Origin of the sequence: Algoriphagus yeomjeoni (assembly GCF_003259505.1) — a bacterium.
Taxonomy (GTDB): domain Bacteria; phylum Bacteroidota; class Bacteroidia; order Cytophagales; family Cyclobacteriaceae; genus Algoriphagus; species Algoriphagus yeomjeoni.
On sequence record NZ_QLLK01000014.1, the window covers coordinates 42,321 to 66,172 of the forward strand.

The 23,852-nt window shown below is 39.7% G+C and carries 22 protein-coding genes and 1 riboswitch; of the genes, 9 read left to right on the forward strand and 13 right to left on the reverse strand.

Annotation, left to right across the window (positions count from 1 at the left end):
* Positions 1-13: 13 nt before the first annotated feature.
* The 7 genes from LV83_RS18620 to LV83_RS18650 form a co-directional block, all read right to left on the reverse strand.
* Positions 14-562, reverse strand: coding sequence for a cob(I)yrinic acid a,c-diamide adenosyltransferase (locus tag LV83_RS18620; protein WP_111613078.1), 549 nt, complete (start codon positions 560-562; stop codon positions 14-16).
* A gap of 61 nt (positions 563-623) precedes the next feature.
* On the reverse strand, positions 624-1,340 hold the full coding sequence (locus LV83_RS18625) for an ABC transporter ATP-binding protein (protein ID WP_111613137.1): 717 nt from the start codon (positions 1,338-1,340) through the stop codon (positions 624-626).
* A gap of 76 nt (positions 1,341-1,416) precedes the next feature.
* Positions 1,417-4,188 carry a tetratricopeptide repeat protein gene (locus LV83_RS18630; RefSeq protein WP_146613759.1) on the reverse strand — a complete coding sequence of 924 codons (2,772 nt, stop codon included), beginning with the start codon at positions 4,186-4,188 and terminating at the stop codon, positions 1,417-1,419.
* Positions 4,189-4,205: 17 nt separating this feature from the next.
* A complete protein-coding gene (gene gatC / locus LV83_RS18635; protein ID WP_111613080.1) occupies positions 4,206-4,493 on the reverse strand; it encodes an Asp-tRNA(Asn)/Glu-tRNA(Gln) amidotransferase subunit GatC in 288 nt (95 codons plus the stop codon).
* Between the two features lie 104 nt (positions 4,494-4,597).
* Positions 4,598-5,329, reverse strand: a complete 732-nt coding sequence (locus LV83_RS18640) for a lysophospholipid acyltransferase family protein (RefSeq protein ID WP_111613081.1) — start codon at positions 5,327-5,329, stop codon at positions 4,598-4,600.
* On the reverse strand, positions 5,322-5,696 hold the full coding sequence (locus LV83_RS18645) for a globin domain-containing protein (protein ID WP_111613082.1): 375 nt from the start codon (positions 5,694-5,696) through the stop codon (positions 5,322-5,324). Before LV83_RS18645 ends, LV83_RS18640 begins: the two co-directional genes overlap by 8 nt.
* A 22-nt stretch (positions 5,697-5,718) precedes the next feature.
* The gene (locus LV83_RS18650) at positions 5,719-7,074 is read right to left on the reverse strand and encodes an NfeD family protein (RefSeq protein WP_111613083.1); all 1,356 of its coding nucleotides are present in this window, start codon (positions 7,072-7,074) and stop codon (positions 5,719-5,721) included.
* Between the two features lie 352 nt (positions 7,075-7,426).
* Here LV83_RS18650 and LV83_RS18655 point away from each other — a divergent pair, with 352 nt between their 5' ends.
* The 3 genes from LV83_RS18655 to LV83_RS18665 all read left to right on the forward strand — a co-directional run bounded on the left by LV83_RS18655 (position 7,427) and on the right by LV83_RS18665 (position 10,181).
* The gene (locus tag LV83_RS18655) at positions 7,427-8,575 is read left to right on the forward strand and encodes a LysM peptidoglycan-binding domain-containing protein (protein WP_111613084.1); all 1,149 of its coding nucleotides are present in this window, start codon (positions 7,427-7,429) and stop codon (positions 8,573-8,575) included.
* A gap of 224 nt (positions 8,576-8,799) precedes the next feature.
* Positions 8,800-9,354 carry a hypothetical protein gene (locus tag LV83_RS18660; protein WP_111613085.1) on the forward strand — a complete coding sequence of 185 codons (555 nt, stop codon included), beginning with the start codon at positions 8,800-8,802 and terminating at the stop codon, positions 9,352-9,354.
* Entirely contained in the window at positions 9,354-10,181 is an 828-nt protein-coding gene (locus LV83_RS18665) for a TIGR02757 family protein (protein ID WP_111613086.1), read from the forward strand. Before LV83_RS18660 ends, LV83_RS18665 begins: the two co-directional genes overlap by 1 nt.
* Here LV83_RS18665 and LV83_RS18670 read toward each other — a convergent pair.
* From LV83_RS18670 to aceK, 5 genes are all read right to left on the reverse strand, one after another.
* Positions 10,176-10,904: a DUF2071 domain-containing protein gene (locus tag LV83_RS18670; protein WP_111613087.1), complete on the reverse strand. Its 729-nt coding sequence runs from the start codon at positions 10,902-10,904 to the stop codon at positions 10,176-10,178. The genes LV83_RS18665 and LV83_RS18670 overlap by 6 nt on opposite strands.
* Before the next feature lie 17 nt (positions 10,905-10,921).
* Positions 10,922-12,139: an ATP-grasp domain-containing protein gene (locus tag LV83_RS18675; protein ID WP_111613088.1), complete on the reverse strand. Its 1,218-nt coding sequence runs from the start codon at positions 12,137-12,139 to the stop codon at positions 10,922-10,924.
* Between the two features lie 2 nt (positions 12,140-12,141).
* On the reverse strand, positions 12,142-13,569 hold the full coding sequence (locus LV83_RS18680; RefSeq protein ID WP_111613089.1) for a leucyl aminopeptidase family protein: 1,428 nt from the start codon (positions 13,567-13,569) through the stop codon (positions 12,142-12,144).
* 18 nt (positions 13,570-13,587) lie between these two features.
* A complete protein-coding gene (locus LV83_RS18685) occupies positions 13,588-14,718 on the reverse strand; it encodes an alpha/beta hydrolase (protein ID WP_111613090.1) in 1,131 nt (376 codons plus the stop codon).
* Between the two features lie 77 nt (positions 14,719-14,795).
* Positions 14,796-16,523 (reverse strand): bifunctional isocitrate dehydrogenase kinase/phosphatase, encoded by a 1,728-nt coding sequence (aceK, locus tag LV83_RS18690; protein WP_111613091.1) that lies wholly within the window; start codon positions 16,521-16,523, stop codon positions 14,796-14,798.
* A gap of 316 nt (positions 16,524-16,839) precedes the next feature.
* Between aceK and LV83_RS18695 the strand changes: the two genes are divergently transcribed.
* Genes LV83_RS18695 through LV83_RS18710 form a run of 4 tightly spaced genes read left to right on the forward strand, consistent with a single transcriptional unit; the run spans position 16,840 to position 19,720 of the window.
* Positions 16,840-17,523: a hypothetical protein gene (locus LV83_RS18695; RefSeq protein ID WP_146613760.1), complete on the forward strand. Its 684-nt coding sequence runs from the start codon at positions 16,840-16,842 to the stop codon at positions 17,521-17,523.
* A gap of 41 nt (positions 17,524-17,564) precedes the next feature.
* Positions 17,565-18,164, forward strand: coding sequence for an NUDIX hydrolase (locus LV83_RS18700; RefSeq protein WP_245947099.1), 600 nt, complete (start codon positions 17,565-17,567; stop codon positions 18,162-18,164).
* A gap of 57 nt (positions 18,165-18,221) precedes the next feature.
* The gene (locus tag LV83_RS18705; protein ID WP_111613138.1) at positions 18,222-19,475 is read left to right on the forward strand and encodes a DUF819 family protein; all 1,254 of its coding nucleotides are present in this window, start codon (positions 18,222-18,224) and stop codon (positions 19,473-19,475) included.
* Positions 19,476-19,477: 2 nt separating this feature from the next.
* Positions 19,478-19,720: a (2Fe-2S) ferredoxin domain-containing protein gene (locus LV83_RS18710; protein WP_111613094.1), complete on the forward strand. Its 243-nt coding sequence runs from the start codon at positions 19,478-19,480 to the stop codon at positions 19,718-19,720.
* Between the two features lie 19 nt (positions 19,721-19,739).
* On the opposite strand, the gene LV83_RS18715 is transcribed toward LV83_RS18710, so the two are convergent.
* The gene (locus LV83_RS18715) at positions 19,740-20,060 is read right to left on the reverse strand and encodes a YbjQ family protein (protein ID WP_111613095.1); all 321 of its coding nucleotides are present in this window, start codon (positions 20,058-20,060) and stop codon (positions 19,740-19,742) included.
* Between the two features lie 242 nt (positions 20,061-20,302).
* Here LV83_RS18715 and LV83_RS18720 point away from each other — a divergent pair, with 242 nt between their 5' ends.
* Positions 20,303-22,234, forward strand: coding sequence for a PAS domain-containing hybrid sensor histidine kinase/response regulator (locus tag LV83_RS18720; protein WP_111613096.1), 1,932 nt, complete (start codon positions 20,303-20,305; stop codon positions 22,232-22,234).
* Positions 22,235-22,303: 69 nt separating this feature from the next.
* Positions 22,304-23,620 (forward strand): hypothetical protein, encoded by a 1,317-nt coding sequence (locus LV83_RS18725; protein WP_245947100.1) that lies wholly within the window; start codon positions 22,304-22,306, stop codon positions 23,618-23,620.
* A 90-nt stretch (positions 23,621-23,710) separates the two neighbouring features.
* Positions 23,711-23,809: riboswitch (SAM riboswitch) on the forward strand.
* Positions 23,810-23,852 lie beyond the last annotated feature (43 nt).

Genomic DNA, 23,852 nt, shown 5'->3' on the forward strand with positions numbered 1-23,852 from the left:
AGGTATCTAATGATTAATTTCTTGGTTTCCAGGTTACTTCATCCACCTCAAGTTCATGAGCCATCATTCGGCCAAGTACGAAAAGAAAGTCGGAGAGTCGATTTAAGTATTGAATTACTAAATCAGAAACAGGTTCTAGGCTGTTTAGTTCAACTGCAATTCGCTCGGCTCGTCTGCAAACCGTGCGGGCAAGATGACAAAATGAAACAGATTGATGTCCACCAGGGAGGATAAAAGCTGTGAGTGGAGGAAGCAATTCTTGCATTTGATCCATTTCCTGCTCGAGGACTTCTATGTCTTCTGTGTGTAAATCAGGTTTTTTTACCTTGTCTTTACCTGGTACAGTAGCCAAATCTGCTCCTAGAGTAAACAAGCGGTCCTGAATTTCCTTTAAGAAATCAGTTCTTTTTTCATTTACAGCTTGATCTCTGAGTAAACCGATGTAGGAGTTGAGTTCATCTACAGTGCCATAGGCATCAATTCTCATGTTAGATTTCGGAACACGTACCCCGCCTAACAATGATGTAGTTCCTTGATCGCCTGTTTTGGTATAAATTTTCATCTCTTTGCCCCTGATTCTATAAGGACAAAATTAAGAATCTATTTGAAATTATAAGGTGTGATTAGGCTTGCATTGCAATACCACGCGTAGGATTTGGATTTATTGTGTCAGTTTCTACCAATCCATCTCGTAATCTTACAATTCTATGCGCATAATGCGCGATGTCGTCTTCGTGAGTTACCATGATAATTGTGTTGCCTTTTGAGTGCAACTCATGGAAAAGCTCCATGATATCGTAAGAAGTCTTTGAATCCAAGTTACCAGTAGGCTCATCGGCAAGGATAATACTTGGTGAGTTAACCAATGCTCTTGCTATGGCAACACGTTGTCTTTGACCACCAGAAAGCTCATTTGGTCTGTGCTTAGTTCGGTCACCAAGTCCAACGTTTGTCAGTGCTTGGAATGCAATCTCTTCCCGATCAGACTTGCTCATTCCTGCATAAACTAGAGGAAGCGCAACATTTTCAAGACAGCTTGCTCTTGGTAGCAGGTTGAAAGTTTGAAAAACGAAACCGATTTCCTTATTTCTTATTTCTGCCAATTCATTCTCGGTCATGTCAGAAACGTCCTTGTCGTTCAAAATATAAGTACCTGCAGTAGGAGTATCCAAACAGCCAATAATATTCATCAGTGTGGATTTACCCGAACCAGAAGGTCCCATGAAGGCAACATATTCTCCTTTATTTACTGAAATGGAGACAGATTTAAGAGCTTGAATAATTTCAGCTCCCATCTTATATGTTTTGTTGATTTCGTGGGTTTCTATTATTTTCTTCATGGCTAATGGTTTTGCTAAAGGTACTAGTTTGGCTTTGGAAATGAATTTCCGCTTAAACAAAAAACGTTAATAGGAATCAATAGTTCAAGGATTGGAGGCGTCGAAGTTCTTCTTCACTTACCCATTGTTTCAAAAATTCTAAGGATTCATCTGCATAATTATCAAGTCCGCTTTCCCTCGCTGCCTCCACTTTTCTCAGCCAAAGGATTGGATCTTGGTTGAATTCAGTGGCAGCATTCAAGACTTCGTATTGATAAAGAGGGTCGTTATTGAGTTGTAATGCGCTTATAATCAATGGGCTAAGGTACGGGTTAGCAGTCAACTCCTTTCCTGAATTGATCCAAGAAATAAATGCGGACACTGACTTCTCATCGGTTAGGTCAGGGTTATTGACAAAGGTTTTGAGGTCTTCTTGGGGGCCAATTTTACTTGCGATAAATTTCTCCAATTCTTTCAAATCATCTTTTCTAAGGCCATGCGCTTTGTATGCAATCAAGCGAATAGCCATGTCCGTTTTCAAAGCACTTTCATCAAGTGTTCGCCATTGTGACAGGAGGTTTTCCGGTAGCGACTGATGAAATCGGCTGATGATTTGTAAATAATCTGGAATGTTAGGACCTTCATCAGTTAGGTAACTAGGAAATAAAACATTGTATTTCTCGCGAATTTCAACAGCTTTTTCTGGCATTCCCGCAAGTCCAAAAATACTCCAATGATGAGAATCAAATGCCTGAAAACCTCTTTCTTCAGCAGCAATAAACTCATTGGCAGCTTTTTGAAAATCGAGGTTCTGAGCTAAAATTCCGCCTGAGAGTTGAAGGTAATAAGCAGCGTCCTTTGGGTTTCGAAAAGCTAACCCATTTAAATTTTTCACAGCTTCAGTTACTCTTCCCGCTGCCAAGCTCCTGATTACAGCTGTTTCCTGAAGTGACATCAGGTAAGCAATCATTTCAGGTTGTTGGCCCAAGCTATCCAGCAAAGTGAGGTCTGAACTTGGGTCATTTCTGTTTATTTCCGACATCACGTTCCTCCATCCTGCATTGATTAGCATTGGAGAAGTCTCAGATAAAACTCCCTCTTTAACGGATTTTAGTAATTCTTCCGAAGGAATATTGGCAAGAGCGTTGGATGCTGCCAGCTCATTAATCAAAGATATAAGCTCAGAATTTTGATCTGCGCTGATTTCGGGCTTGCCAAGTTTGGTTTTTAAAGCTGAAAGATTTGACATCAAAACTTGATCAGTACTTCCAGAATTACTCAGCAATTCCAGTGCTTCCGCAGTTTTATTGACCTTAGTATAGAGCAAACTCAGGTTGTTGACCAAGTGAGGTTCATTAGGGAAAATAGTGAGCCCTTTCTCTAGGTAATAAATAGCTTCAAATTCTTTGTTTTCCTGATGGAGTCTGTCGCTCAGGAGCAGGATATTATCTACCTGAGGAACCTCTGTGAAGCTTTCTTCTAAATGCTCTTTTGCCAATGTTGGCTGCTTGAGATCCAGAAGCAATTGAGCGGTTAGGAATTTTGCTTTAGGGTTTTTGCGATAGCGAATCCAAGCATTTTCATAAAGAATACTTGCTTCCAGCTTTTTGTCCACTTGGTAATAATAATCTCCTAGAATATTACTTGACATGGCATTAGCCTGTACGCCTACTATCCCTCCTGTATAGGTAGTGAGGACTAAAATCACTATCAATCCACCTATCCTAATGTGATAATAAACAAGGGAATAAGGCTTGTAAAGGATTTTTTCTATCGCCTTTCCAGAGTTCATGACAGACATAAAGTTTGCCATCAGGTAGATGAAAAAGAAGAGGCTGAAACCAAGTTGAGTGTAGACAAAAAGGTGTTTGAAAAGCTCTTCACCTGGCTGATTGGCAGAAAATTTCAATTTCCAGACTAACCATAAGGCAAGTCCAAAGCCGATTAAATGCAAAGCTTTTATTACCGAAGGTGTAGAAATTAAATCCTCACTTTGGCTTACTTTTTCACCTATAGAAATCCATCCGAAAAACCCCAGAGGAATAAGAAGGAAAAGAGGAGAGAAGGCAGGGAAAGGCAGTCTTATTTCTCCTTGCAAAGCCAAAAGCAAGAAGAATAGTATGCCTAAATAGACTAAAGTAATGAGGCTGATCTGAACAGTGATGTTCAGGTTGAGGTTACGGTTTACTCTTGCGAGCAAAATGTAAATCCCGGATAGGATGCCATGTCCATTCCAAAAGACCCAGGCTAGTGCAAGACCAAACCCGATTGTCAAACTGTGCTCAGCAACATAGATTTCAGGATTGGAGATGGGACTTTGAGTAATGAGTAGTACAAGTGCTGAGAAAGTCCCTGCAAAAACTCCAATCCACTTGAGAACCAGAGGTTTTCTTTGCCCCCAGATGTGAAAGTAGATTAAAGGGATAAGCGTTCCAGCCAAAAGAATAATGAGCGGATAGTTCGCATTTTGCCCACCGATATTTAGTCCATTGAAATCACTGAAAGTGAGCAGAACAATCCAAATAATGCCTCCAATGATGAAATAGGCCTTTTTGAATTCAGTTACTAATGTCAAAACAGATACTACTGCGAGCCAGACTATTCCTGCATAAATGTAGGATTCAGTCCTATGTAATTCAGGGGCTAACGCTTTGAACTCTTGGAAAACAAGGTAATTATCAACTTTAATAGGGTAAGAAATAGGACCTATTTGGACCCAGTCAAAAGGAATAGCAACAGTATCCAGAAAAGCTCCAGCCTGGATATTGACATAAGGCTGAGGATCGAAAATCAGGTAATACAGCGCAAAAAGCCCTCCTGATATGATAAATAGGAGGGCTAGGATTTTATAGATGGTTGAGGTATTCAATGTGGTTGTCAAGTAGGTTACTCCATTACTTTAGGTACTCGGAAGTAGTCGGAATCTCTTTTTGGTGCATTTTTCAGGCCAGCTTCATGCTCCAGCTGATGACCTATTTTATCTTCGCGCATGTCATTCACTTCTGAGGACATGGTAGTCAATGGCTCTACGTTTTCAGTATCAATTTCATTCAACTGCTCAACCCAGTCGAGAATTTGACTCATATCCTGAGACATTTTCTCCGCGCTGCTTTCGTCAAATTCCAATCGCGCAAGGTGAGCGATTTTCTTAATTGAGTTGGTATCTATTTTCATGTGTTTATAATTTGATTTTTTAAGGTCATCCCGATAGCTATCGGGAGGAATCTCGCATTTTAATTTTTTTCTCTCTCACAGAGAGATTATTGTCATGCTCGATTTCATGGTTTTGAGTTATCTACATTGAGTTGACTTTGAATCACATGAAAGCAATTTTCTTTCAACGCTTTTTCAGATTCAAAATTGCCAGGAAATAAAGGCTCGTGAAGGACCATTTTGGCAGATCTCCAGTGCACCAGCAATTTCCCGTCATCTGGTAAAATTAGATGATTATAGGATAAAGTGACAGGGATGATCGGGATTTGTTTCTCTATGGCCATACGGAATGCCCCATTTTTGAATGCAATCATCTCTGGAGGATTCTTGGTGAAAATTCCTCCTTCGGGAAAAATGATCACGGAGCTGCCTGATTCTAGAGCCTGATCTGTGCGTTTCATCGTTTCCGCACGGCTTTTTAGCCGATCTCTATCAACAGCGATATGGAGGTTTTTGAAATAGTATCCGAAAAGAGGTGCTTTGCGAATGGAGGCTTTTCCTACGAAAAGAACATCACCGGGAATAAAGCCCATCATTGCGATATCCAAGTAGCTGAAATGATTAGCGAGATAAATGTATGCTTTGTCCTTTTGGATCTTGTCGCTTTTCTGAATCTTCACTGGGAGGAAAATGCAAATGAAATATGCCCTTGCCCAGTAGCGATTGATTTTTCGGCCATATTTTTTCCAACCTGGAATCCAGATACAAACCAGAATGAATGGAAAGATCAGCAGAAAACTCAGTGCAAAGATTAACCCTGCGTATATAGAATACAGCCTTGCGAATAGATTACGCATGATTGATCATGTGATTTGCTGCTTTCACAAAGTAACTCAACATGGCTTCTTTGATGTTCTGATCCACTTGAATTTGGTCTAAGGCAGTTATCATCGCATTCATCCAATGATCACGCATGCTTGCATCGATTTTCCAGTTGGCATGGCGCATTCTCAATCGGGGATGGCCCCGCTGTTCAGAATAAGTTTCAGGTCCACCAAACACCTGAAGTAAAAAAAGAAATAAGCGATCTTCTGCAGGTGCCAAATCCTCGGGATAAAGTCTCTTCAAATCCTCGTTTTTGGAAACTTCCTGATAGAAAAATTGAGTAAGCAAACGGATTTGCTTTTCACCAATCAGGTCATAAATCGTCTGAGAAGTATTCATGGCGCAAACTTACCAATTTCTCTTAAGCCTCCCATTTTTTTACCTTCAGCGAAGTGCCTTCAGTGGAAATCACAATCACTTTCTCTCCTTGATCTATAAATTCACCTCGGGAATAAGCGTCATAAACATCTCCGTCTATTTCGATTCTTCCGCTTGGTCGCAGTCTGGAGTGAACTGTCCCAGTCTTGCCATTTAAAGTTTCTGAGTAAGAGGAAGAAGTGTAGCCCTCGCTTCTTTGCTGGGTGGATGCCAAAGTGATGGTTTTGAATGCTCCCCACTCATTGACTTTGGGAGTAAGCCAAAATACCAAGCCAACTGAAACTATAGCTGCTAAAATCACCGTAAGCAAGGCTCCAAACAGATCCGCAGCTGGGACAAAATCAAAATTGAAATTCTGGTTTGGAATCATGCCTAGAACGAGTCCTGTTAATATCCCGATGATGCCCAGTACTCCAAAAATCCCAAATCCAGGAATCACAAATAGCTCCACAGCCAATAAGATCACGCCAATAAAAAAGACTAAGATTTCCCAGTTTTCAGCAAGGCCATTGAGATAATAAGGGATAAAATAGAGAAATACTGCCACCACAGAAGCCAAGATTGGGAAACCAACTCCAGGAGTCTGCAATTCAAAATAGAGACCACCAATAATGATAAGGATTAGAAATCCGCTGACAGCTGGATTTAGGAAAAAAGCTATTATCTGCTCAGAAAGCCCCGTTTCATAAGTTATTATTTCAGCCTCACCGAGATTTTGAGAAGCTAGAATGTCTTCGATAGAATCGTATTGTCCTTCGCAAAAACCATATTTTTCAGCTTCAGAAACGGAGAAAGTAATCACGGATCCTTCTTCCGAGATTCCTTCGATTTCAATTTTTTCATCTACCATGGCTTCAGCGATTTTAGGATCACGGCCTTTTGCTTCAGCAGTACTTCGCATCATAGAGCGCATGTAGGATTGATATTTGTCGGGAGCCGCAGCTCCATCTGCTCCGTTTACCACGGTGGCAGCTCCTATACTTGCCCCGGGTGCCATATAGATACTATCAGTGGCGATGGAAATCAGTGCTCCGGCTGATGCCGCATCCTTATTGATGAATACATAAATAGGAATAGTAGAATTCAGAACCATAGTCCTGATTTCATCGGCATCATTTACGGCGCCTCCATAGGTGTCCATTTCAATAATAATCAAGTCCGCATCAATTTCTTCTGCATTTTCCAATGCCAATTTCACACGTCGAGTCATGGCAGGATCAATGTCCGTATCGATTTTGAAAGTGAAAACTTTCTTATCAACCCCAGTATCGCTTTGGGCCAGAACGAGTTGGGAGGAAATAATAAGGAATAGGATTAGTGCGCTGAAATAGATTTTCATTGTTGGTGTGCATTTTCGAATGATAAAAGATACGAAATACGCGTAAAAACTGATTTTTTTCTTTTCATCGCTTGGATTTGTTTCCGTATTTTCTGAAAGTAAATTCTGATTCTCGTGCTATTCTCCGACCTTTGCGACGAATACATGGTCAAGACTGCCTTTTACTCTTTATAGGTTAATAATTTCTATTTAAATGTCATCCAATTAACACGAGAGGAATCGCACTTGTTTTATGACCAATCGTCGGTGTCACTTGTGTCATTCTCGATTTCTAGCATAATTCTTGCGCCAATCGACTTTGGAAATTAATCTTGTATTTCTAATTCGTTTACCCCCAATTCAGTATATCCCTATGAATAATAGATCACAGTTTTTCTGGTCCTTTCTTCTTCTATTCTCACTTTCTGCTTCATTATCAAAGGCTTCCGAGCTTAATGCCATTGATTCGATTGGAGTTCAGCGTATAGGAGATCAGTCATTTATTTTACATGAAGTAGATCCAAAAGAGACGTTATTCGGGATTTCACGTAGGTATAACTCTCCTGTGAGTGATATAGTGAACGCTAACCCAGTGTTGAAGCAAGGGTTAAAAATCGGTCAGAGGATCAAAGTTCCTTTTGTATCCATGGCCGAGATTCCTGCAGGTTCTGTTTTGCATAATGTAGTTCCTGGTGAGACGCTTTTCTCCATTTCTAAAAAATATGGAGTAACAGTGGAAAGCGTAATGAAAGATAATGGGCTGAAAGGTAATGACCTTAGTGTCGGCCAGTCGTTAATCATAGAACCTGCTGTACCAGTCGCAGTGGAGAAGGAGCCAGCACCCGTAGTGGCGGTTGCCACTTCAACTGAAGTAGTGAAAACTGAGCCAAAGCCAAAAGAAAAGTCAGTTAAAAAGGAGGAGGAAACTCCTAAAGTAAAAGAGAAAACACAACCAACTCCAAAACCGGAGGTAGTTGCGGAAACTAGTAAACCTATGGTTCCTGGAGAATGGAGATCGCACACTGTACAAAGCGGAGAAACACTTTTCTCTATCGCAAGTCAATATTCAGCTAGAGTAGAAGATCTGATTACCTGGAATGCGTTGACATCTAATAATCTTCAGCAAGGTCAAGTGCTCAAAGTGGGTCGTGGAGCGATGGAAGAATCTACGGTTCCAGTGATTGGAACTCCAAGAGTTGTTTCCAGTGCAGAGGAAATGATGGTAGAGCCAGCAGATGAAAACACTTCTGGTGGATTTAAAAACATCAAGGAAACAGGTCAGGCTGAGCTAATCGAAGGAACTGGAGGACATAAGAAGTACTTGGTTCTGCATAGAACAGCTCCAGTGGGTACGATCATGCGTGTAAAAAATGAGGAAAATGACGTGACTATTTTTGCTAGGGTAGTAGGAACGCTTCCGGAAACAGGCGATAATGCCAAATTGGTGATCAAACTTTCCCAGGCTGCTTTTGATCAGTTGAAAGCAGTGAATGGAAGATTCCCGGTTGAGGTGATGTATTAGGAAGCTGGAAGCTGGAAGACGGGAGACCGAAGATGCCTCAAATCTAATGTCTAGCCAATCCTATTTACTCTTAGTTTTTTTTGGAAAGGATGTTCCATTATAAGTTATAAAAGAAGACCGTCGGATTGGCGGTCTTTTTTCGTTTTGAACCTATGTTTTCGGGCAGAGGTTTTAAGATTGAATTTTGGTTTCCGAAAAGCCACTGCTAATTTTGCGCTTGCGCTATGAATAAAGTACAACTCGTATTCCACCATATTTTCCGGTTTATCTGGAATCTTATTTTTATTATTTCCTACCCGATCTTGGCGAGTTTTGGCTTGTTGTTTATTGGTGTGACTTACGTCTTCTCTTTACTCTCGAGATTCCTGAACAGACTACGGCCTGAAGGGAAAAAGGTGGTTTTGAAAGAATCAGAATGGGAAGATTTGCCATATTCTGGAGAATTGTTAGAAGCCAAATTGATCAAGCAAATCGTATTTGGACCCTCTGGATTTAAGTTTAGAAGGAAAGATGGGGTTCCGTCTGTTCTTTCAGATTATGTTTTTGGGAAAAAGGTTCGGGTACTTGAGGAAGGATTTATTCTTGAGAAATGGAATAGCACAGAGTCTAAGGATTTACCTGATTTTGATATTTGTCTATATGATCCGGATGAGGATTCCTTGCGCTCGCTTACTACCATTAAATGCTTTGATTGGCATGTGTCTGAGAAAGTTGAGAATGAGCTTTCCTTCAAATGGTTTGATGGAACACAGGGTGGTGAAGTGAAAGTTGCCCTTTGATGCTGGATTTAAAGGGGTTTTTAGACGAAAAAGTTGAGCAATACAATAGGCCGGGATTTATTACGCTGGACCCAATTTCTATTCCCCATCGCTTTTCGAAGAAACAAGACATAGAAATTTCAGGATTCTTTGCTGCGATTTTGGCTTGGGGACAGCGAAAAACGATTATCAATAAGTGCATAGAATTGTTTGAGATGATGGACAATGCTCCGCATGACTTTTTGCTGAATCATCAGGAAGATGACTTGAAGCCATTTCTGAATTTCAAGCATAGAACCTTCAATGATGTCGACACGCTTTATTTCATCCACTTTTTAAGTTGGTTTTACAAACGACATGAGTCACTTGAAGAAGCTTTTCTCCTTGGTCAAACTGGAGATGTCGATTCAATGGAATCTATTTTAACGAAATTTCAAAAGTTTTTCTTTTCTCTACCTGATTCGCCTCATCGCACAAGAAAGCATATTGCCACACCTACTAGAAAGGCTGCCTGCAAGCGTATTAATATGTATCTGCGCTGGATGGTGCGGGACGATGAAAAGGGAGTTGATTTTGGACTTTGGAAAAGAATCTCACCAGCTCAGTTGATCTGCCCCTGTGATCTGCATGTGGATAGAGTAGGTCGAAAACTCGGTATGATTACCCGAAAGCAAACAGATTGGTTGACAGCTTTGGAGTTAACAGCGAAACTTCGGGAGTTTGACGCTGCTGATCCTGTTAAGTATGACTTTGCACTTTTTGGGCTAGGGGTGGAGGAGAAGTTTGGAGTAGGGAATAATAGCTTGCCTATATTGATGAGCATTAAAAACTTTCCAATGTTTTTATAAAGTGTTTTTGGTTCTTTTTATTCTTTTTAAACCTATCCATTCATGTTCTATGTCCTTCATCAATAAAGCATTATCAAACTTTACTGACCCTTTAGGAAAGATACTCTGATCTTCAAAAAAGCTTGAATGAACTTTATCTACCTCTAATAGCGATAAATTCCAATTGTGTGCTTTTAACTCTAGTCCTTCGAATGTGTTTTTATCTGGAGAATATCCTACAGAGCCATTTTTGAAAAAATCGGATACAGATTCTAAACTATTGAAAATACTTTTCTTATTCCATTCGGGGGTTTCTTTTGCTACAATTGACAAAGATGTTTTATCATCACTATGGAATGCAACTTTATATTTTCCTTCAGCTTCTTCTACTGAGAACTCAGCTAGATGATGTACTCCTGGGAAAATAGTACCACCAGCCATTGCATTTAATTTCGATGATGTATCTCTTCTAGGTATATAAACACCTTCTTTTAACTCTCCATTTTCAATCCATTCAACGGCAATTCTATGCGCGCCATTTTCAGAAGATAATCCAATTTGTTTGGGAAGCCCAAACGGTCTAATTTCTTTAAGCCTAATTAAGCAAATACCCGCAATCCCTTTTCCATTAATCAGTTTAGGTTTGAATGGATCAGGTAAATAGCTTTCCAAAACTTCCTTATCAACCTGAAAGTTGATAAGGATGCGCCTGTCTATTATACCTTTTATGTTGGGTATTATCATTCTAACAATTGACTTTGCTAATGAAACTTCTTAAGCTCTGGCGCATCTGCTACCGTAGAGAACTCTCGAGCAATTCGCTCAGCATAATCATCCAAAAGCTGCATCACCCGATCCTGATTTTTTGACTTTACAATCAAACCTGCATGGTATTCCAGTGGGACTCTAAAGTAAACCTCCGGATCGTCAAAACTGCTCAAATCTGGATGCTGGAATTTGGATAGGGTAAGCAAAATTCCAGCGTAGTTTTTAGACACTTTTGGAAGCTGGTATTTATATCCTTTAGCCAAGGCATCTTCAATTTTCGCCCATTCTGCCCAGAGATTAATCCCTGTTGCCGCTTCCACCATTTCAGCCAAATGCGCTCCGCCGACACGGGATGAAGTTTCCAAAAAGTAAATTTCCCCATCTTCATGAGACTTGATGAATTCTGTATGAGTAGCTCCAGACTTCATTCCAAATGCCTTCATGACCGCTGTATTTGCTTTTTTGATTGCCTTTTCATCAGTTGAGCCAAACTTGAGATTTGCCGAACGGAAAATCCCTCCTCCTTGGGAGATTTCCATTGGAGTGGACAAATACTTGGATACAGAGCAGAAAAGATTTCTCCCATCCAGCATCAATCCATCTGCATGATATACGTCCCCGGGTTTGAAATGCTCCACTAGGTAATAGAGTCTATTATCTCCTAATTGATGAATGTTTTCCCAAAGAGATTCCTTGTCATGAACCTTGATGATGCCATGAGCGGATGCTTCAGATCTTGGTTTTAGTACCCATGGAGCAGGGATATGATCCGCAAACTGATTGATATCATCGTCATTGAAAAGTGGTGCAAATGCCGGGACTTTTATATCTGAGTCATGTGCTTTGATCCGCATGGCAAGTTTGTCGCGAAAGAAACGGCCTGTAGTCTGACCCATCCCTGGGATTCTCAGGCTTTCACGTAGAAAAGTTGCCTTTTCTACATCGTAATCATCAAGGGCGACGATGCTTTCGATTTTATGATTTTTCATCAAACCTCCCACACCTTTCATCAGTAGTTCTAGGTCCCAGTCTAAATCCTGACCAGGCATATAGAAAATCTCATCGATGTACTCAAATGCCCAAGGCTTGTCTTTCAGCTTTTCGGAAGTGATCAAAAATACCCGATTGCCTTGCTTCTTGAGTTGTGTTAGAAATGCATTCCCTTTGAAAAAATTAGAAATGCATAGAAAAGTCTTGCCTTGATCACCCATAATTACAATTGATTTTCGATGAATTTAAGTAATAATTGGACTCCAAAAGCAGTTCCTGATTTGGTCTTTGCAAATTCACTGTCCCCGAATGCCACGCCTGCAATGTCTAAATGCGCCCAGTATGGATGCTCGTGGATAAAAGCTTCTAAAAATTTAGCCGCTGTGATTGCTCCAGCGATAGGTTTCCCGTGATAGTTTTTGATGTCTGCTATCTCTGAGTCCATTTCGGATCTATAGCTTTCCCACATAGGAAGAGGCCATACTTTCTCACCAGACTGCATTCCAGCTTCTCGAAGTAAATCTGAAATTGTATCTGAATTGGAAAAAAGAGCGCCACATTCGTAGCCGAAAGTTCCCACGCTACTTCCTGTCAAAGTTGCCAAATCAATAAGCTGATCTACTTGATAATTTTTCACCAAATAAGACAAGCCATCGGCCAAGATCAAGCGACCTTCCGCATCCGTATCGATCACTTCTATGCTCAATCCAGCGTGAGAACCGATGACTTCTGAAGGTAGATAGGCATCTTTGTCAACCGAATTTTCTACCGCTGGAACGATGGCCGTGAGATTAATTGGAAGCTTGAGTGAAGCGATAAGCTGCGTAGCTGCCAAAACTGCGGCAGCTCCTCCCATGTCAGATTTCATATAAACCATCCCTTGGGTTTTGATATTCAAGCCTCCAGTGTCGAACGTAACTCCCTTGCCAACCAATCCCAAATGGGATTTTGCATTAGGGCTTCTGTACTCCATAATGATGAATTTTGGAGCTTTTGCGCTACCACGTGCTACTGCCAAAAACGCATCCAAACCTTCTTCTTTTGCCTTTTTCTGATCAAAAATCTTAACCTCAAAACCATATTCTTCTCCTGATTTTTTGGCCCAATCTGCCAAATAGGCTGGTGTGATTACATTCGGAGGCAAGTCAACCAATTTGAATCCTTCGATTTTGGCTGCCGCAATTTTGGCTGCTCGATCAAGTGTTTTCTCTAATCCCGACTCTTGGGAAATCACTGAGACTTCTAGCTCTGCGAAATCTTTTTGATCTTCTTTCTTTTGCTTGAAAAAACCAATGTTATAAGCTCCAAGTTGAAAACCAACCAATGCACTTTCAATTAATTCGGTTGAGAATTCGGCAGAAAAATCGATAGAAACGGATTTTTCTACCAGATCTTTATTTTTGGAAAGAACTCTTCGAAATGACTTTTCAATGCTTGAGACATCTGTTTTTTCTCCCAAGCCTATCAATAAAACTAACCTACCACCGATTTCTAATTGATAGGAAGAATCCTTTTTCCCAGAGAAAATCGAGGGATTTACTGACTTACCCCCTAGTTTTTCCTTGAGTAGTTCTGACCAGTTAGAACCCACCACAGGGATGATTAAAAGTCCTGAATTATTCCTAGAGTTTGACTGAATATTGAATTTCATAAGGTGGCGCTTTCGCTTTTAATCTTCTTTAGTGCTGAAAAAGAGCCATTCTATGGCTTTTGGGAACTCATCACTCCAATAAGTCTCGTTGTGTTTTCCGTCTTCATTGATGCTAAGATGGACTTTCATTTTGCCTTTTAAGCTTTCCCGTTTGAGTAAGCGTTTTCGGAATTTGGTAACATGCTTGACCATGGTTTCACTTTCATCTCCACCTGCATAGAGGTATAGTCTGGTTTCCTGAGGTTCAAAGAAGTCAATAAAGCCCAGCTTGATTTTTGGGATAACCCAGAGGGAAGGAGAAAAAACCATCAACTTGCCAAATACTTCTGGATAGATCAGGCCTGAAAATATACTGACCAAACCGCCCATGGAGCTTCCTCCAATTCCGGTGAATTCCCGCTCAGGTTTGGTTCTGTAGGTTTTATCTACAAATGGCTTTAAAGTATCTGTTATAAACCGAATGTATTTCTTCCCGCTTCCGATTCCCAGCACCGTTTTGCCTACATTATATTCCTGCAGTCGCTCAGATTCCCCATGCTCCACAGCGATGATGATGATCTTGCCAATGTTATAATCGGACATCACAGCCAGCTTTTTATCTATCTGCCAGTTTCCAAATTCAGCATTTTCATTGAAAAGGTTTTGAGCATCATGAAGGTAAAGCACCGGGTAGTTTTCCTCGCTGGTATTGTAATCATGAGGTAAAAGCGCCCATACTTTTCGGGTTTTGTTGAGCTGAGGGATTTCAAATTCCTCAGAAATCAATCGAATAATTGGAAGTTGGCTTGGTCGATAAGGGAGCCAGTTTTTACGCCATTTTGCTACTTTTTCTGTTTTAGTTGCTTTATCGTTATTCCAAACCCTGTTTGGTGTACGGTTGCCATAGCGATCTATTTCTACTTCAGACCAGTCGCCTTTTGTGAATTTATAGATTAACTCTTTCTCGAATTCTGGCCCTTCAGGAAATGTGAACTCATACTTTCCTTTGGAGATTTTCTTCATCAGAAAACGCCGATCCTGAGTAGTCCAATTATTGAAATTTCCAGATAAATAGACCGGTCTATCATCATCATCGGAGGTATTCAGTAGTATGGTTTTCGCGGTTTTAATTTGAGGTGTTGAAGTTTTTACTTGTGGTTCAGAATTCATTCAGTGGGTGATTATGGGTAAAACCCAGAATGCAAAAATAACTGTTGCGCAGATAGCAAAGAAATAAACTTCAGATCTTAAATCATTTCCTCAGGTCGGAAGCGGATTTCGTCCGGGTAGGGGAAAGCATGAATTAATTCACCGCCTGTGATTCTTTGCTGGATTTCCTGCCAATACAAAGGGTCGAAAAGATCCTTATGATAGGTTAGAAAGTGTTCCTTGAGATCCTTTCTACCTATCATCCATCTTTGGAAATCCTCTGGGAATACATCGTTTTTGGCAATGGAATACCAAGGTTCTGAAGCATAAATTTGCTCATAAGTTTCGGCTTTTGGCTTGACTCGGAAATTCATATCGGTCAGAAACTCGATCTCATCGTAATCGTAAAAAATCACCCGCTTTTGACGCGTCAGCCCAAAATTCTTGGTCATCATATCGCCTGGAAAAATATTTGCCTGTGCCAACTGTAGGATAGATCTCCCATAATCTTCTACTGCTTTCAACCCTTCTTCTGTGTTGCAATGCTCCAGGAACAGATTTAAAGGCTCCATTCTTCTTTCTGTATATAAGTGTTTGATAATTAAATGAGTTTCGGTAATTTTTAAAAGTGAGTTAGTGGTTTTTCGGAGCTCAATCATTAACTCCTTGCTGATTCTTCCGATCGGAATTTTGAAGTATTCAAATTCATGCGTATCAGCCATTCTACCCACACGGTCATGGAGGGAAACCAATTTATATTTACCCTTCACCTCTTGTCTAGTCATAGTTTTCGGTGGTTCAAAGTGATCCTTTATCATTTTGAAAACTATATTGAGAGAGGGTAAAGTGAATACCGTCATCACCATTCCTTTGATTCCTGCAGCTATTTCAAACTGATCTTCGCTAGCATCTATGTGATGAAGGAAGTCCCGGTAAAATAAAGTCTTACCATGTTTATTGAATCCAATGGCATTGTAGAGTTCATGGATTTTTTTGTGTGGTATGACAGAGTTGAGAAAGCTGACTACCTGAGAGGGGATTTCAGCTTCTACCATAAAGTAGGAACGAGTAAAGCTGAACATGCTACTCATCAAGTTGGGATCAAAAATCAAAGTATCCACAAATACTCCTTTTTTTCCGTGTACAACCGGGATAATAAAAGGCATCCATTTATGACCAAGAAAGGTCCTGCCTATAAGATAAGCTGCTTTATTCCTGTAAAAAACCGACCTCAAAATTTGAGTTTTGGTATCTGGACCTACTCGGTATCTTGTTAAAATGACATTCTTTACACTGCTAATTAAAAATTTGATATCCTGCTCTTTATCCATAAAGGGAGCTCCGAAATCGTAATCATCCAATATTTGGCGGATATTTTTCTCCAAACCTAAGAAGGAAGGATAGGTTCTCAAAAGTTCTTCAGACTCTCTTACTTCGCAGGAGTCATACCCTTCCATGACAAACATCAAATCTTCATCGATGGTCATTTTCGGGAAGCTTTTTCTAATCACAGAATTAAAAAAAGTTTCTGCGATTTCCTTATCCAGTCGTTCTGTGATAAGTTTTTGATAAGTGGATTTTATTTTCATCCAGCTCTCAGCATCAGCTGCTAATTCTTCCAATAATTCAGTACAGTCATGAGCTAATGGGAAAAGTAGGTCTTTGTATAGTCGAAGTCTTTGTTTGTTATTCAGATGGGTGGCATGCCAAGCTTTTTCACTGAAATATTGCGGTGCGAGTCGGGTGTAGGTATTGAATAACTCCATGTAGGTGATAAACCCAACGTAAATTTTATTAGCGACTTGCTGTGGCAGGTTCGAGTTCATAGATATGGACTGTTCAGACTGAGAGTAAAAGCAAAAAAATAATTAGAAAATTTTTATCGATCAGCTAAGATATAATTTCATTGATTTTTAAGGGTTTAGAATATAAAATCTTTCGGAAAATAAAATTTTGAAAATCTTTCGCAATCGATTGTTTGGTGGATATGAAAACATTTTCTAATTTTCGCAGGTATTCAAAAAACGAATATCTACAATAGGTTTAATAGGTTTGAGAGCAGGAAAAGGTTGGAACAATGTTCCAACCTTTTTTGATTTTTAGTCGTCCTGACTTAGCTTAACCTTCTGAATTAAATCTTCCATGAGGAGTCCGAAATTTACACTTACTTATTTTGCCATATTAAGCATTGCTTTTTTATCACTGATGGCTTGCGAGAGCAATGAAAAACAAATCAATGAGGGTATTGAAAATAGCACTGCTGCTGAGGAAGAAATAAGTCGCAACAGGGCGCTTATCGATGTAGCACTTGCTCAAAATAAAAATTGGTATACTCACTGGAGCAGTGACCTAGGTGAATTTGACGCCTCTCAGTTTGAATTGATGATGACTGATTCTATAGATCCAATGGAAATGCCAGAGCGAAATCCAATTCTCAAAGGAGATCCACTTTTCCCGTATCAGATTCCTCATCCAACAGGCAATGGTACGATAGATATTTATAGCTACAAGGTTGAAGCTCAGGAAGCTGTGGGTGAGCCATTCCTCAATCCTGATTCGGAGGTAGTTTGGTACAGAGAAGATGGGATGAAAGAACGCTTACTTTTTATGGGGCCTTCCGGGATGTTTGAGGATGGTATGTGGCTAAATGCAGAGGAATTTTTAGTGTTTGGGTATTTTCAGGAAGAAGCAGGATACAGACCCATGGCATGGATCATCAATGTAGAAAGTCATAAGTTGCGGCAATTTCAATTTGCCAAGGTTTCGCAGACTTATGAGTCACATTCTTACATCAATAAGAAAATTAAACAGATAGACTTAAGTTAAAAATGGACTTTAGGAGCGTTTTAGATTTGTTGGTAAATGGAATGAAACATCCTCTGCCTGGCAAAAAAGCGCAGCTTTCTATGTCTCCAAACCCTGTTGATTTGAGGAGGTTTGATCCAAAACTGCCTGATAATCATCGCAAGGGATCTGTTTTGATACTGCTTTATCCTAATGAGGATAAAGCTTTTTTTCCACTGATCAAAAGGCCTGTCTACCAGGGAGTTCATAGTGGACAGATTGCCTTTCCAGGAGGCAAAATGGAAGATGAAGATGCTGATGAAGTGGAGACTGCGCTTCGCGAAGCTTGGGAAGAAGTCAATATTCGGCCAGAGCAAGTCAAGCTGATAGGCAGGATGAGTGAATTGTTTATTCCGACCAGTAATTTCTTGGTAAGCCCAATAATAGGATATGCTGAAGAAGTGCCTGATTTTGTTCCTGAGAAAAAGGAAGTGGATAGGATTATTCAAACGGCCGTCAGTGTACTTTATGAACCTGAAATCCGCAAACAAAAAATCTTAGAGTTTAGTAATAATTTCCAGTTGGATACACCTTATTTTGAAGTAGATCAGGAGATGGTTTGGGGTGCGACGGCGATGATTTTAAATGAGTTTCTGCAGATTCTAGAAAATGGAAAGAAGTAGAATTCTGGTCTTTTTACTCAAATGTTGGTATTGTTGCAGTCGATTATCCTTGATGAAATGGAAGAAAATACCCCTTTATTTACAAATGATGCTGTAGTTTTTGGATTGCTTATGGCAATTTTAGCAGTGATTTTTGCTACCTCAGCTAGTGAAAGACCTCTTTGGAGGAAGTTCTACAGTATAGTTCCGACGGTCTTACTTTGTTATTTTATTCCAGCGTTGGCTAATTCTTTTGGGTTGATTTCTGGTGAGAGCTCTGGCTTATATAAGGTCGCCAGTAGGTATTTGCTACCAGCATCTTTGGTTTTGTTTACGATTAGCATTGATATCAAGGGTATTTTGAAACTTGGCCCAAAAGCGTTGACTATGTTTCTGGCTGGAACGGTAGGAATTATGCTAGGCGGGCCACTAGCGTTGATGACCGTTGGCTTTCTTTTCCCTGAGTTATTGGGTGGCAGTGGTCCGGAAGAGGTATGGAGGGGTTTATCTACTATTGCTGGTTCCTGGATTGGCGGCGGTGCTAATCAGACGGCGATGTTGGAAGTATTTGGTCCTAGTCCAGAACTGTTCAGTCAGATGATTGCCGTGGATGTCTTGGTAGCAAATCTCTGGATGGCTTTCTTACTTTATTGGGCAGCAAAGCCTGAAAAGATTGATAAGCTATTCAAAGCGGATAGTACTAAAATCTATGAGCTAAGGGATAAAATTGAAGAATTCAGAAAGGGAATAATGAGGATTCCGACGCTGTCTGATACCATGATTATTCTTGGTGTTGGCTTTGGAGTGACTGGATTGGCACATTTGATCGCAGACTTTGTTGCCCCATACATTGGAGAGAATTACCCGAGTCTGAAACAGTATTCCTTGGATTCAGCTTTCTTCTGGATTGTAGTAATTGCAACCACGGCCGGGCTGTTGCTTTCATTTACGAAGGCAAGGAAATTGGAGGGAGCGGGCGCGTCACGCATGGGAAGTGTTCTGCTCTACGTGCTGGTTGCTACCATCGGTATGCAAATGGATTTGGGAGCAGTCTTAGATAATCCGCTTTTATTTGTAGTAGGTATCGTTTGGATGATTTTCCATATCATCATTATGCTCATTGTAGCTTTTATTATCAAAGCGCCATTCTTCTATGTAGCGGTTGGATCTCAAGCAAATGTAGGAGGTGCAGCTTCTGCGCCCATAGTAGCAGCGGCATTTGACGCTTCTCTTGCCCCAGTTGGCGTGCTCTTAGCTGTTCTAGGGTATGCTGCCGGTACTTATGGGGCGTATCTTTGTGGATTGATGATGCAGGTTATTTCAGGAGGATAAAAATGAAACATTTCAGAAAATTAATTTTCGTGTGTAATGGTTCCGATTGTAAAAAAGCGGGCGCCAAAAAACTTAACAAGGACCTCAAAAGTCTTACAGATGAAGCTCCTTTTAAAGGAAGTTGTAAATTCATCAAAACCAAATGTATGGATATGTGCAAAACAGCTCCTAACGTAATTGTGGGTGACTATTTTTGTAAAAAAACCACTGCCGAAAAAGTATTACTTCAAATAAAAAAGTCCTGATTTCTCAGGACTAATTCTTCTACTTTTTTACAACTTTTACTGCCGTGCCACTTGCGGTGACCATCAGCATTCCGTCACGAATAGTTTCATAGTCCAAGTCTATTCCAAGAATTGCATTGGCCCCAAAAGCTCTAGCTTGCATTTCCATTTCTGCCATGGCAGTCGCTTTAGCTTCTCTTAAAACTCGCTCATAGGCAGAAGATCTACCGCCTACGATGTCGGTAATACTTGCAAAAAAGTCCTTGAAAACGTTAGCTCCAATTATAGTTTCTCCTGAAACTATTCCCAGATATTGCTCCACACTGTGTCCGTCTAGTGAGTTGGTGGTAGTTACAATCATTGTTGTTAGTTAGTATTTTAGTTAAAATAAGTACACATTTGATCACGAATTTCAAGAACAAAAGGTTTCTCTTTAGATCATAGGAAAAATGTTTTTCACACACATTCAAAGTCAGATCGTCAAATTAAGAAGATGATTTCTTAAGATAAATACATATATTTTAGATGCTGTTTTTAGTTAATGATTCGAGGAGCCTTTATTTTAATTGTTGAAAAAACCAAAATCCTGAGGTTGCTAAACCTATGAGACAATTCAATCAGTTTGATATTTCAGATGTTTTTAATGAGATAAATGCCCCGTTGTTTGTCATAGAATCTGAGGAAATAATTTTCTTCAATAAATTTTTTAAAGAGCACTTTCAAGAAATACCTTTTGATTGGAGGAGTAGCATAACTGATAAAAAATTAGTAACGTCTTTGGAGGACTTTTTTAAAACGGGCCTAGTTCCTAAGAATACCTTTCTTAAAAAGGTAAGGCCTAAAGAGCTGAGTTCCATTAATTATGAGTGGTCATTTTCAAATCTTCCATCTAGCTATTCTGAGAAATTTTTAATCGTAAGAGGTCATCCATTGAAGTTTCAGTCTAAGGCAGGAGAACTATTAGCTCGGACCAGAGAGGAGTTGCAACAGTCTGAGGAAAAGTATAGAACACTTGTTGAAGAATCCACAGAGATTATTTTCTCGCTTTCTGACACCCTTGAGTTCTATTATATCTCACCAAATGTTAAGCAATTTCTTGGATATGAGGCCGATGAGGTGATTGGTACTAGTTTTTTAAACTATTTGAATCCTGAAGATTTAGATGTTTTCCAATCTTTTGGTGTAGAGATCGGTGATTTTTTAGATGAAAATCAACACCTAGAATTCCGCATCAAACATAAAAATGGGACGTTTAGGGTGTTTAGCTCAAATGGCAGGATGGTTCATGAACACGAAGATAAAAAGCCATTTTATACAGGAATTGCCAGAGATATTACTGAATTAAAACAGGCGCAAAAGGATTTGTTTCAAGCTAAAGAAAGAGCAGAAAAGGATTCTCTTGTAAAATCTCAGTTTCTATCGATGATGAGTCATGAGATCAGAACACCTATGAATGCGGTGATAGGATTGACTCATCTGCTTATGGAGGAAAACCCCAGAGAAGATCAATTGGAGAACTTAAAGACGCTTAAATTCTCGGCAGAGAATCTGATGAGCCTTATCAATGACTTACTGGATTTCAGTAAAATTGATGCTGGGAAAATTAATTTGGAGCAATCTCAATTCGATTTACGTGTTTTAGTCAATCGGATAGTTCATTCATACTCCTTTCAAGCCAAGGAAAAAGGGTTGAAAATCAGGACTGATATTGATGGTGAAATTCCAGAATTGTTAATTGGAGATTCCGTAAGAATAAGTCAGATTATTAATAATTTGCTTTCCAACGCTGTCAAATTTACAGATATCGGACAGGTGAGAACTGTTCTGCAAGTGGTTAAAGCTACCCGTAAATTCTGTGAAATTAAATTTAGTATTGAGGATACGGGAATTGGGATTCCAGAAGATAAGGTAGAGTCTATTTTTGAGGCTTTCACACAAGCTTCATCCGATACAACCCGTAAATTTGGCGGTACAGGACTCGGATTAGCTATTGTAAAAAGATTAGTTGAACTTCATGGCTCTGAAATAAATGTATCAACTTCTCTGAATCAAGGGAGTGCCTTTGAGTTTACATTGAAATTTAAAAGCGTGGAAATAAAAAGTAAGGATCAAACTGAACAACAGGATTACAAAGAAAAATCTTTAAAAAATGTATCGATTCTAGTTGCTGAAGACAATCTGATCAATCAGATCCTGATTAAGAAATTTCTCAAAAATTGGCATATTGGCAAGCTTGTGATGGCCTCAGATGGACAAGAGGCCATTGAAGAGTTTCATAAAACTAATTTTGATCTCATACTTTTAGATTTGCAGATGCCCATTCTTGGTGGGCTTTCAGTAGCAAAATTTATTCGGGAAGACCTGGATTCAGGTAAAAATCAAGTACCGATTTTGGTGCTTTCTGCGGCATCTCGCCAAGAAATAAAATCAGAAATGCTGGAATTAAGTATAAATGATTTTATAGAAAAGCCCTTCACACCTGAAGTCTTATATGGAAAAATAACTGAACATCTTATTTCAAAAGATCTCAGTTGAAATCGGTTTAGCATTAATTTTGCCTATAAGCTGTGGGTTTTTACCAGCTTATTTCAAACCGACTAATCAATGCCCCTTTTTCATAGATATATTTTCCTTTTTTTCTTCTTTATTATCGTTGCAACTTCATCCGCGCAACAACTAGTTACAAAAAGGCCGACTTTCTATGCACTTCTTGGAACCTCTGGAGGCAAACTCAATCAATTTGATAAACTACTTCAAGACAGAGGATTGTCAGGACTTAGAAATAGATACCAAACTATTGGGGTAGGCTATCAGACTAGGATAAATGACTTTGTGCTAGGTATGGATCTCCTTCATAATAGAGGAGGAGTTAGCAAGTTGGATGATTATAGGATGAATTACAGGACTTCCAGAGCGTTGTTGAATGTTGGCTATGCATTTACAGAAGAGTCCCGTTTTCAATTGATTCATTACATGTCCTTGGGTGTAGGTTTCCTTAATTTTCAAATGTTACCCTCTCAGCCCTCAAAAAATCTTGATTCATTTTTAGCAAATCCTGAACAGGGATTTGTATTACGGAAAAAAGATATTCATAAAGGGACTTTTAATTACGGGAATTTTCTAACAGAGATTGGCTTTCAATTAAGCTATGATTTCGACCTTCCTGGGAGGAAGGAGGCCTTGCAGCTGATCACCAAAATGGGGTATTCATTTAGTCCTTTGCAGGGTAAATGGAACATGAATGGTATTTCATTTGACAATACCCAAAATGGAGCTTTCCTCAGAGTAGGAGCAGGCATTTCACTGCCAGATGGAAATTTCTTTTATAAAGATGCCAGCATTAGCATTTCACTAATTCGAGGAGTTCACTTCAGCAACGCCAAAGAATTCAATGCTAAGCTGGAAGAAGCAGGGTTAAATTCTTTGGATGGAGCGCCATCCAATTGGGGCTTGAGAATTTTGGGAAATACTGAACGTATACTATATGGTGCAGAACTCTATAATCTTGCTTTGAGTGGAGCTGCAAATGAAGCAAAAAATCATTCATTGAATAGCCTTAGAGTCTACGGCAATATGGGATATAATCTGATCAAATACAGAAATTTTGGGGTGGGAGCACTCGCCGGCTTAGGATTTGGCAATATTCGATATTCACTTTTGAAAGTAGATAAACCTGATTTTCCTGAATTATTTGAGCAGCGTAAATTTGATGGTTATTTGAAAAATAGTGGCTTGATGATGAAGCCAGAGGTCTTTGTGGATTATGGAATCCCGATGACTAAGCGTAAACTGTATAAACTTGTATTCACTGCAGCTGCAGGATATGAAATTCCTCTGGCAAATTATAGGCTGGGCAACCTAAGTATGTCAAGTTATATGGCTGGACCTTATTTGAGTTTCGGAATAGGAGTTAGGCCTTAATTTTATTTTTACTTCAATACAAATCCTTTTTTAGTGAAGCCTTTTAAGCGAAACTCCTGTTATATTATCAAAATGATATTAACTTTGGGCTGCTTATCGAGAAAGACTGAGGGAAGGGCCCAACGACGTCTTAGCAACCTGTAGCCAAGGTGCTAACTCCCATTCCGATTTATCGGGAACAGATGAGCGGACTAGTACTTTGTACTTCTCTCCGTGTTTTGCTCGACAAGCT

Coding starts and splice junctions, on each gene's coding strand:
- LV83_RS18645 (WP_111613082.1), bottom strand. CDS start 5,696: ATGAATACTTCTCAGACGATTTATGACCTGATTGGTGAAAAGCAAATC.
- LV83_RS18710 (WP_111613094.1), top strand. CDS start 19,478: ATGAAACATTTCAGAAAATTAATTTTCGTGTGTAATGGTTCCGATTGT.
- LV83_RS18665 (WP_111613086.1), top strand. CDS start 9,354: ATGCTGGATTTAAAGGGGTTTTTAGACGAAAAAGTTGAGCAATACAAT.
- LV83_RS18625 (WP_111613137.1), bottom strand. CDS start 1,340: ATGAAGAAAATAATAGAAACCCACGAAATCAACAAAACATATAAGATG.
- LV83_RS18670 (WP_111613087.1), bottom strand. CDS start 10,904: ATGATAATACCCAACATAAAAGGTATAATAGACAGGCGCATCCTTATC.
- LV83_RS18680 (WP_111613089.1), bottom strand. CDS start 13,569: ATGAAATTCAATATTCAGTCAAACTCTAGGAATAATTCAGGACTTTTA.
- gatC (WP_111613080.1), bottom strand. CDS start 4,493: ATGAAAATAGATACCAACTCAATTAAGAAAATCGCTCACCTTGCGCGA.
- LV83_RS18720 (WP_111613096.1), top strand. CDS start 20,303: ATGAGACAATTCAATCAGTTTGATATTTCAGATGTTTTTAATGAGATA.
- LV83_RS18695 (WP_146613760.1), top strand. CDS start 16,840: ATGAGGAGTCCGAAATTTACACTTACTTATTTTGCCATATTAAGCATT.
- LV83_RS18660 (WP_111613085.1), top strand. CDS start 8,800: ATGAATAAAGTACAACTCGTATTCCACCATATTTTCCGGTTTATCTGG.
- LV83_RS18725 (WP_245947100.1), top strand. CDS start 22,304: ATGCCCCTTTTTCATAGATATATTTTCCTTTTTTTCTTCTTTATTATC.
- LV83_RS18705 (WP_111613138.1), top strand. CDS start 18,222: ATGGAAGAAAATACCCCTTTATTTACAAATGATGCTGTAGTTTTTGGA.
- LV83_RS18715 (WP_111613095.1), bottom strand. CDS start 20,060: ATGATTGTAACTACCACCAACTCACTAGACGGACACAGTGTGGAGCAA.
- LV83_RS18650 (WP_111613083.1), bottom strand. CDS start 7,074: ATGAAAATCTATTTCAGCGCACTAATCCTATTCCTTATTATTTCCTCC.
- LV83_RS18675 (WP_111613088.1), bottom strand. CDS start 12,139: ATGGGTGATCAAGGCAAGACTTTTCTATGCATTTCTAATTTTTTCAAA.
- LV83_RS18700 (WP_245947099.1), top strand. CDS start 17,565: ATGAAACATCCTCTGCCTGGCAAAAAAGCGCAGCTTTCTATGTCTCCA.
- aceK (WP_111613091.1), bottom strand. CDS start 16,523: ATGAACTCGAACCTGCCACAGCAAGTCGCTAATAAAATTTACGTTGGG.
- LV83_RS18620 (WP_111613078.1), bottom strand. CDS start 562: ATGAAAATTTATACCAAAACAGGCGATCAAGGAACTACATCATTGTTA.
- LV83_RS18655 (WP_111613084.1), top strand. CDS start 7,427: ATGAATAATAGATCACAGTTTTTCTGGTCCTTTCTTCTTCTATTCTCA.
- LV83_RS18685 (WP_111613090.1), bottom strand. CDS start 14,718: ATGAATTCTGAACCACAAGTAAAAACTTCAACACCTCAAATTAAAACC.
- LV83_RS18640 (WP_111613081.1), bottom strand. CDS start 5,329: ATGCGTAATCTATTCGCAAGGCTGTATTCTATATACGCAGGGTTAATC.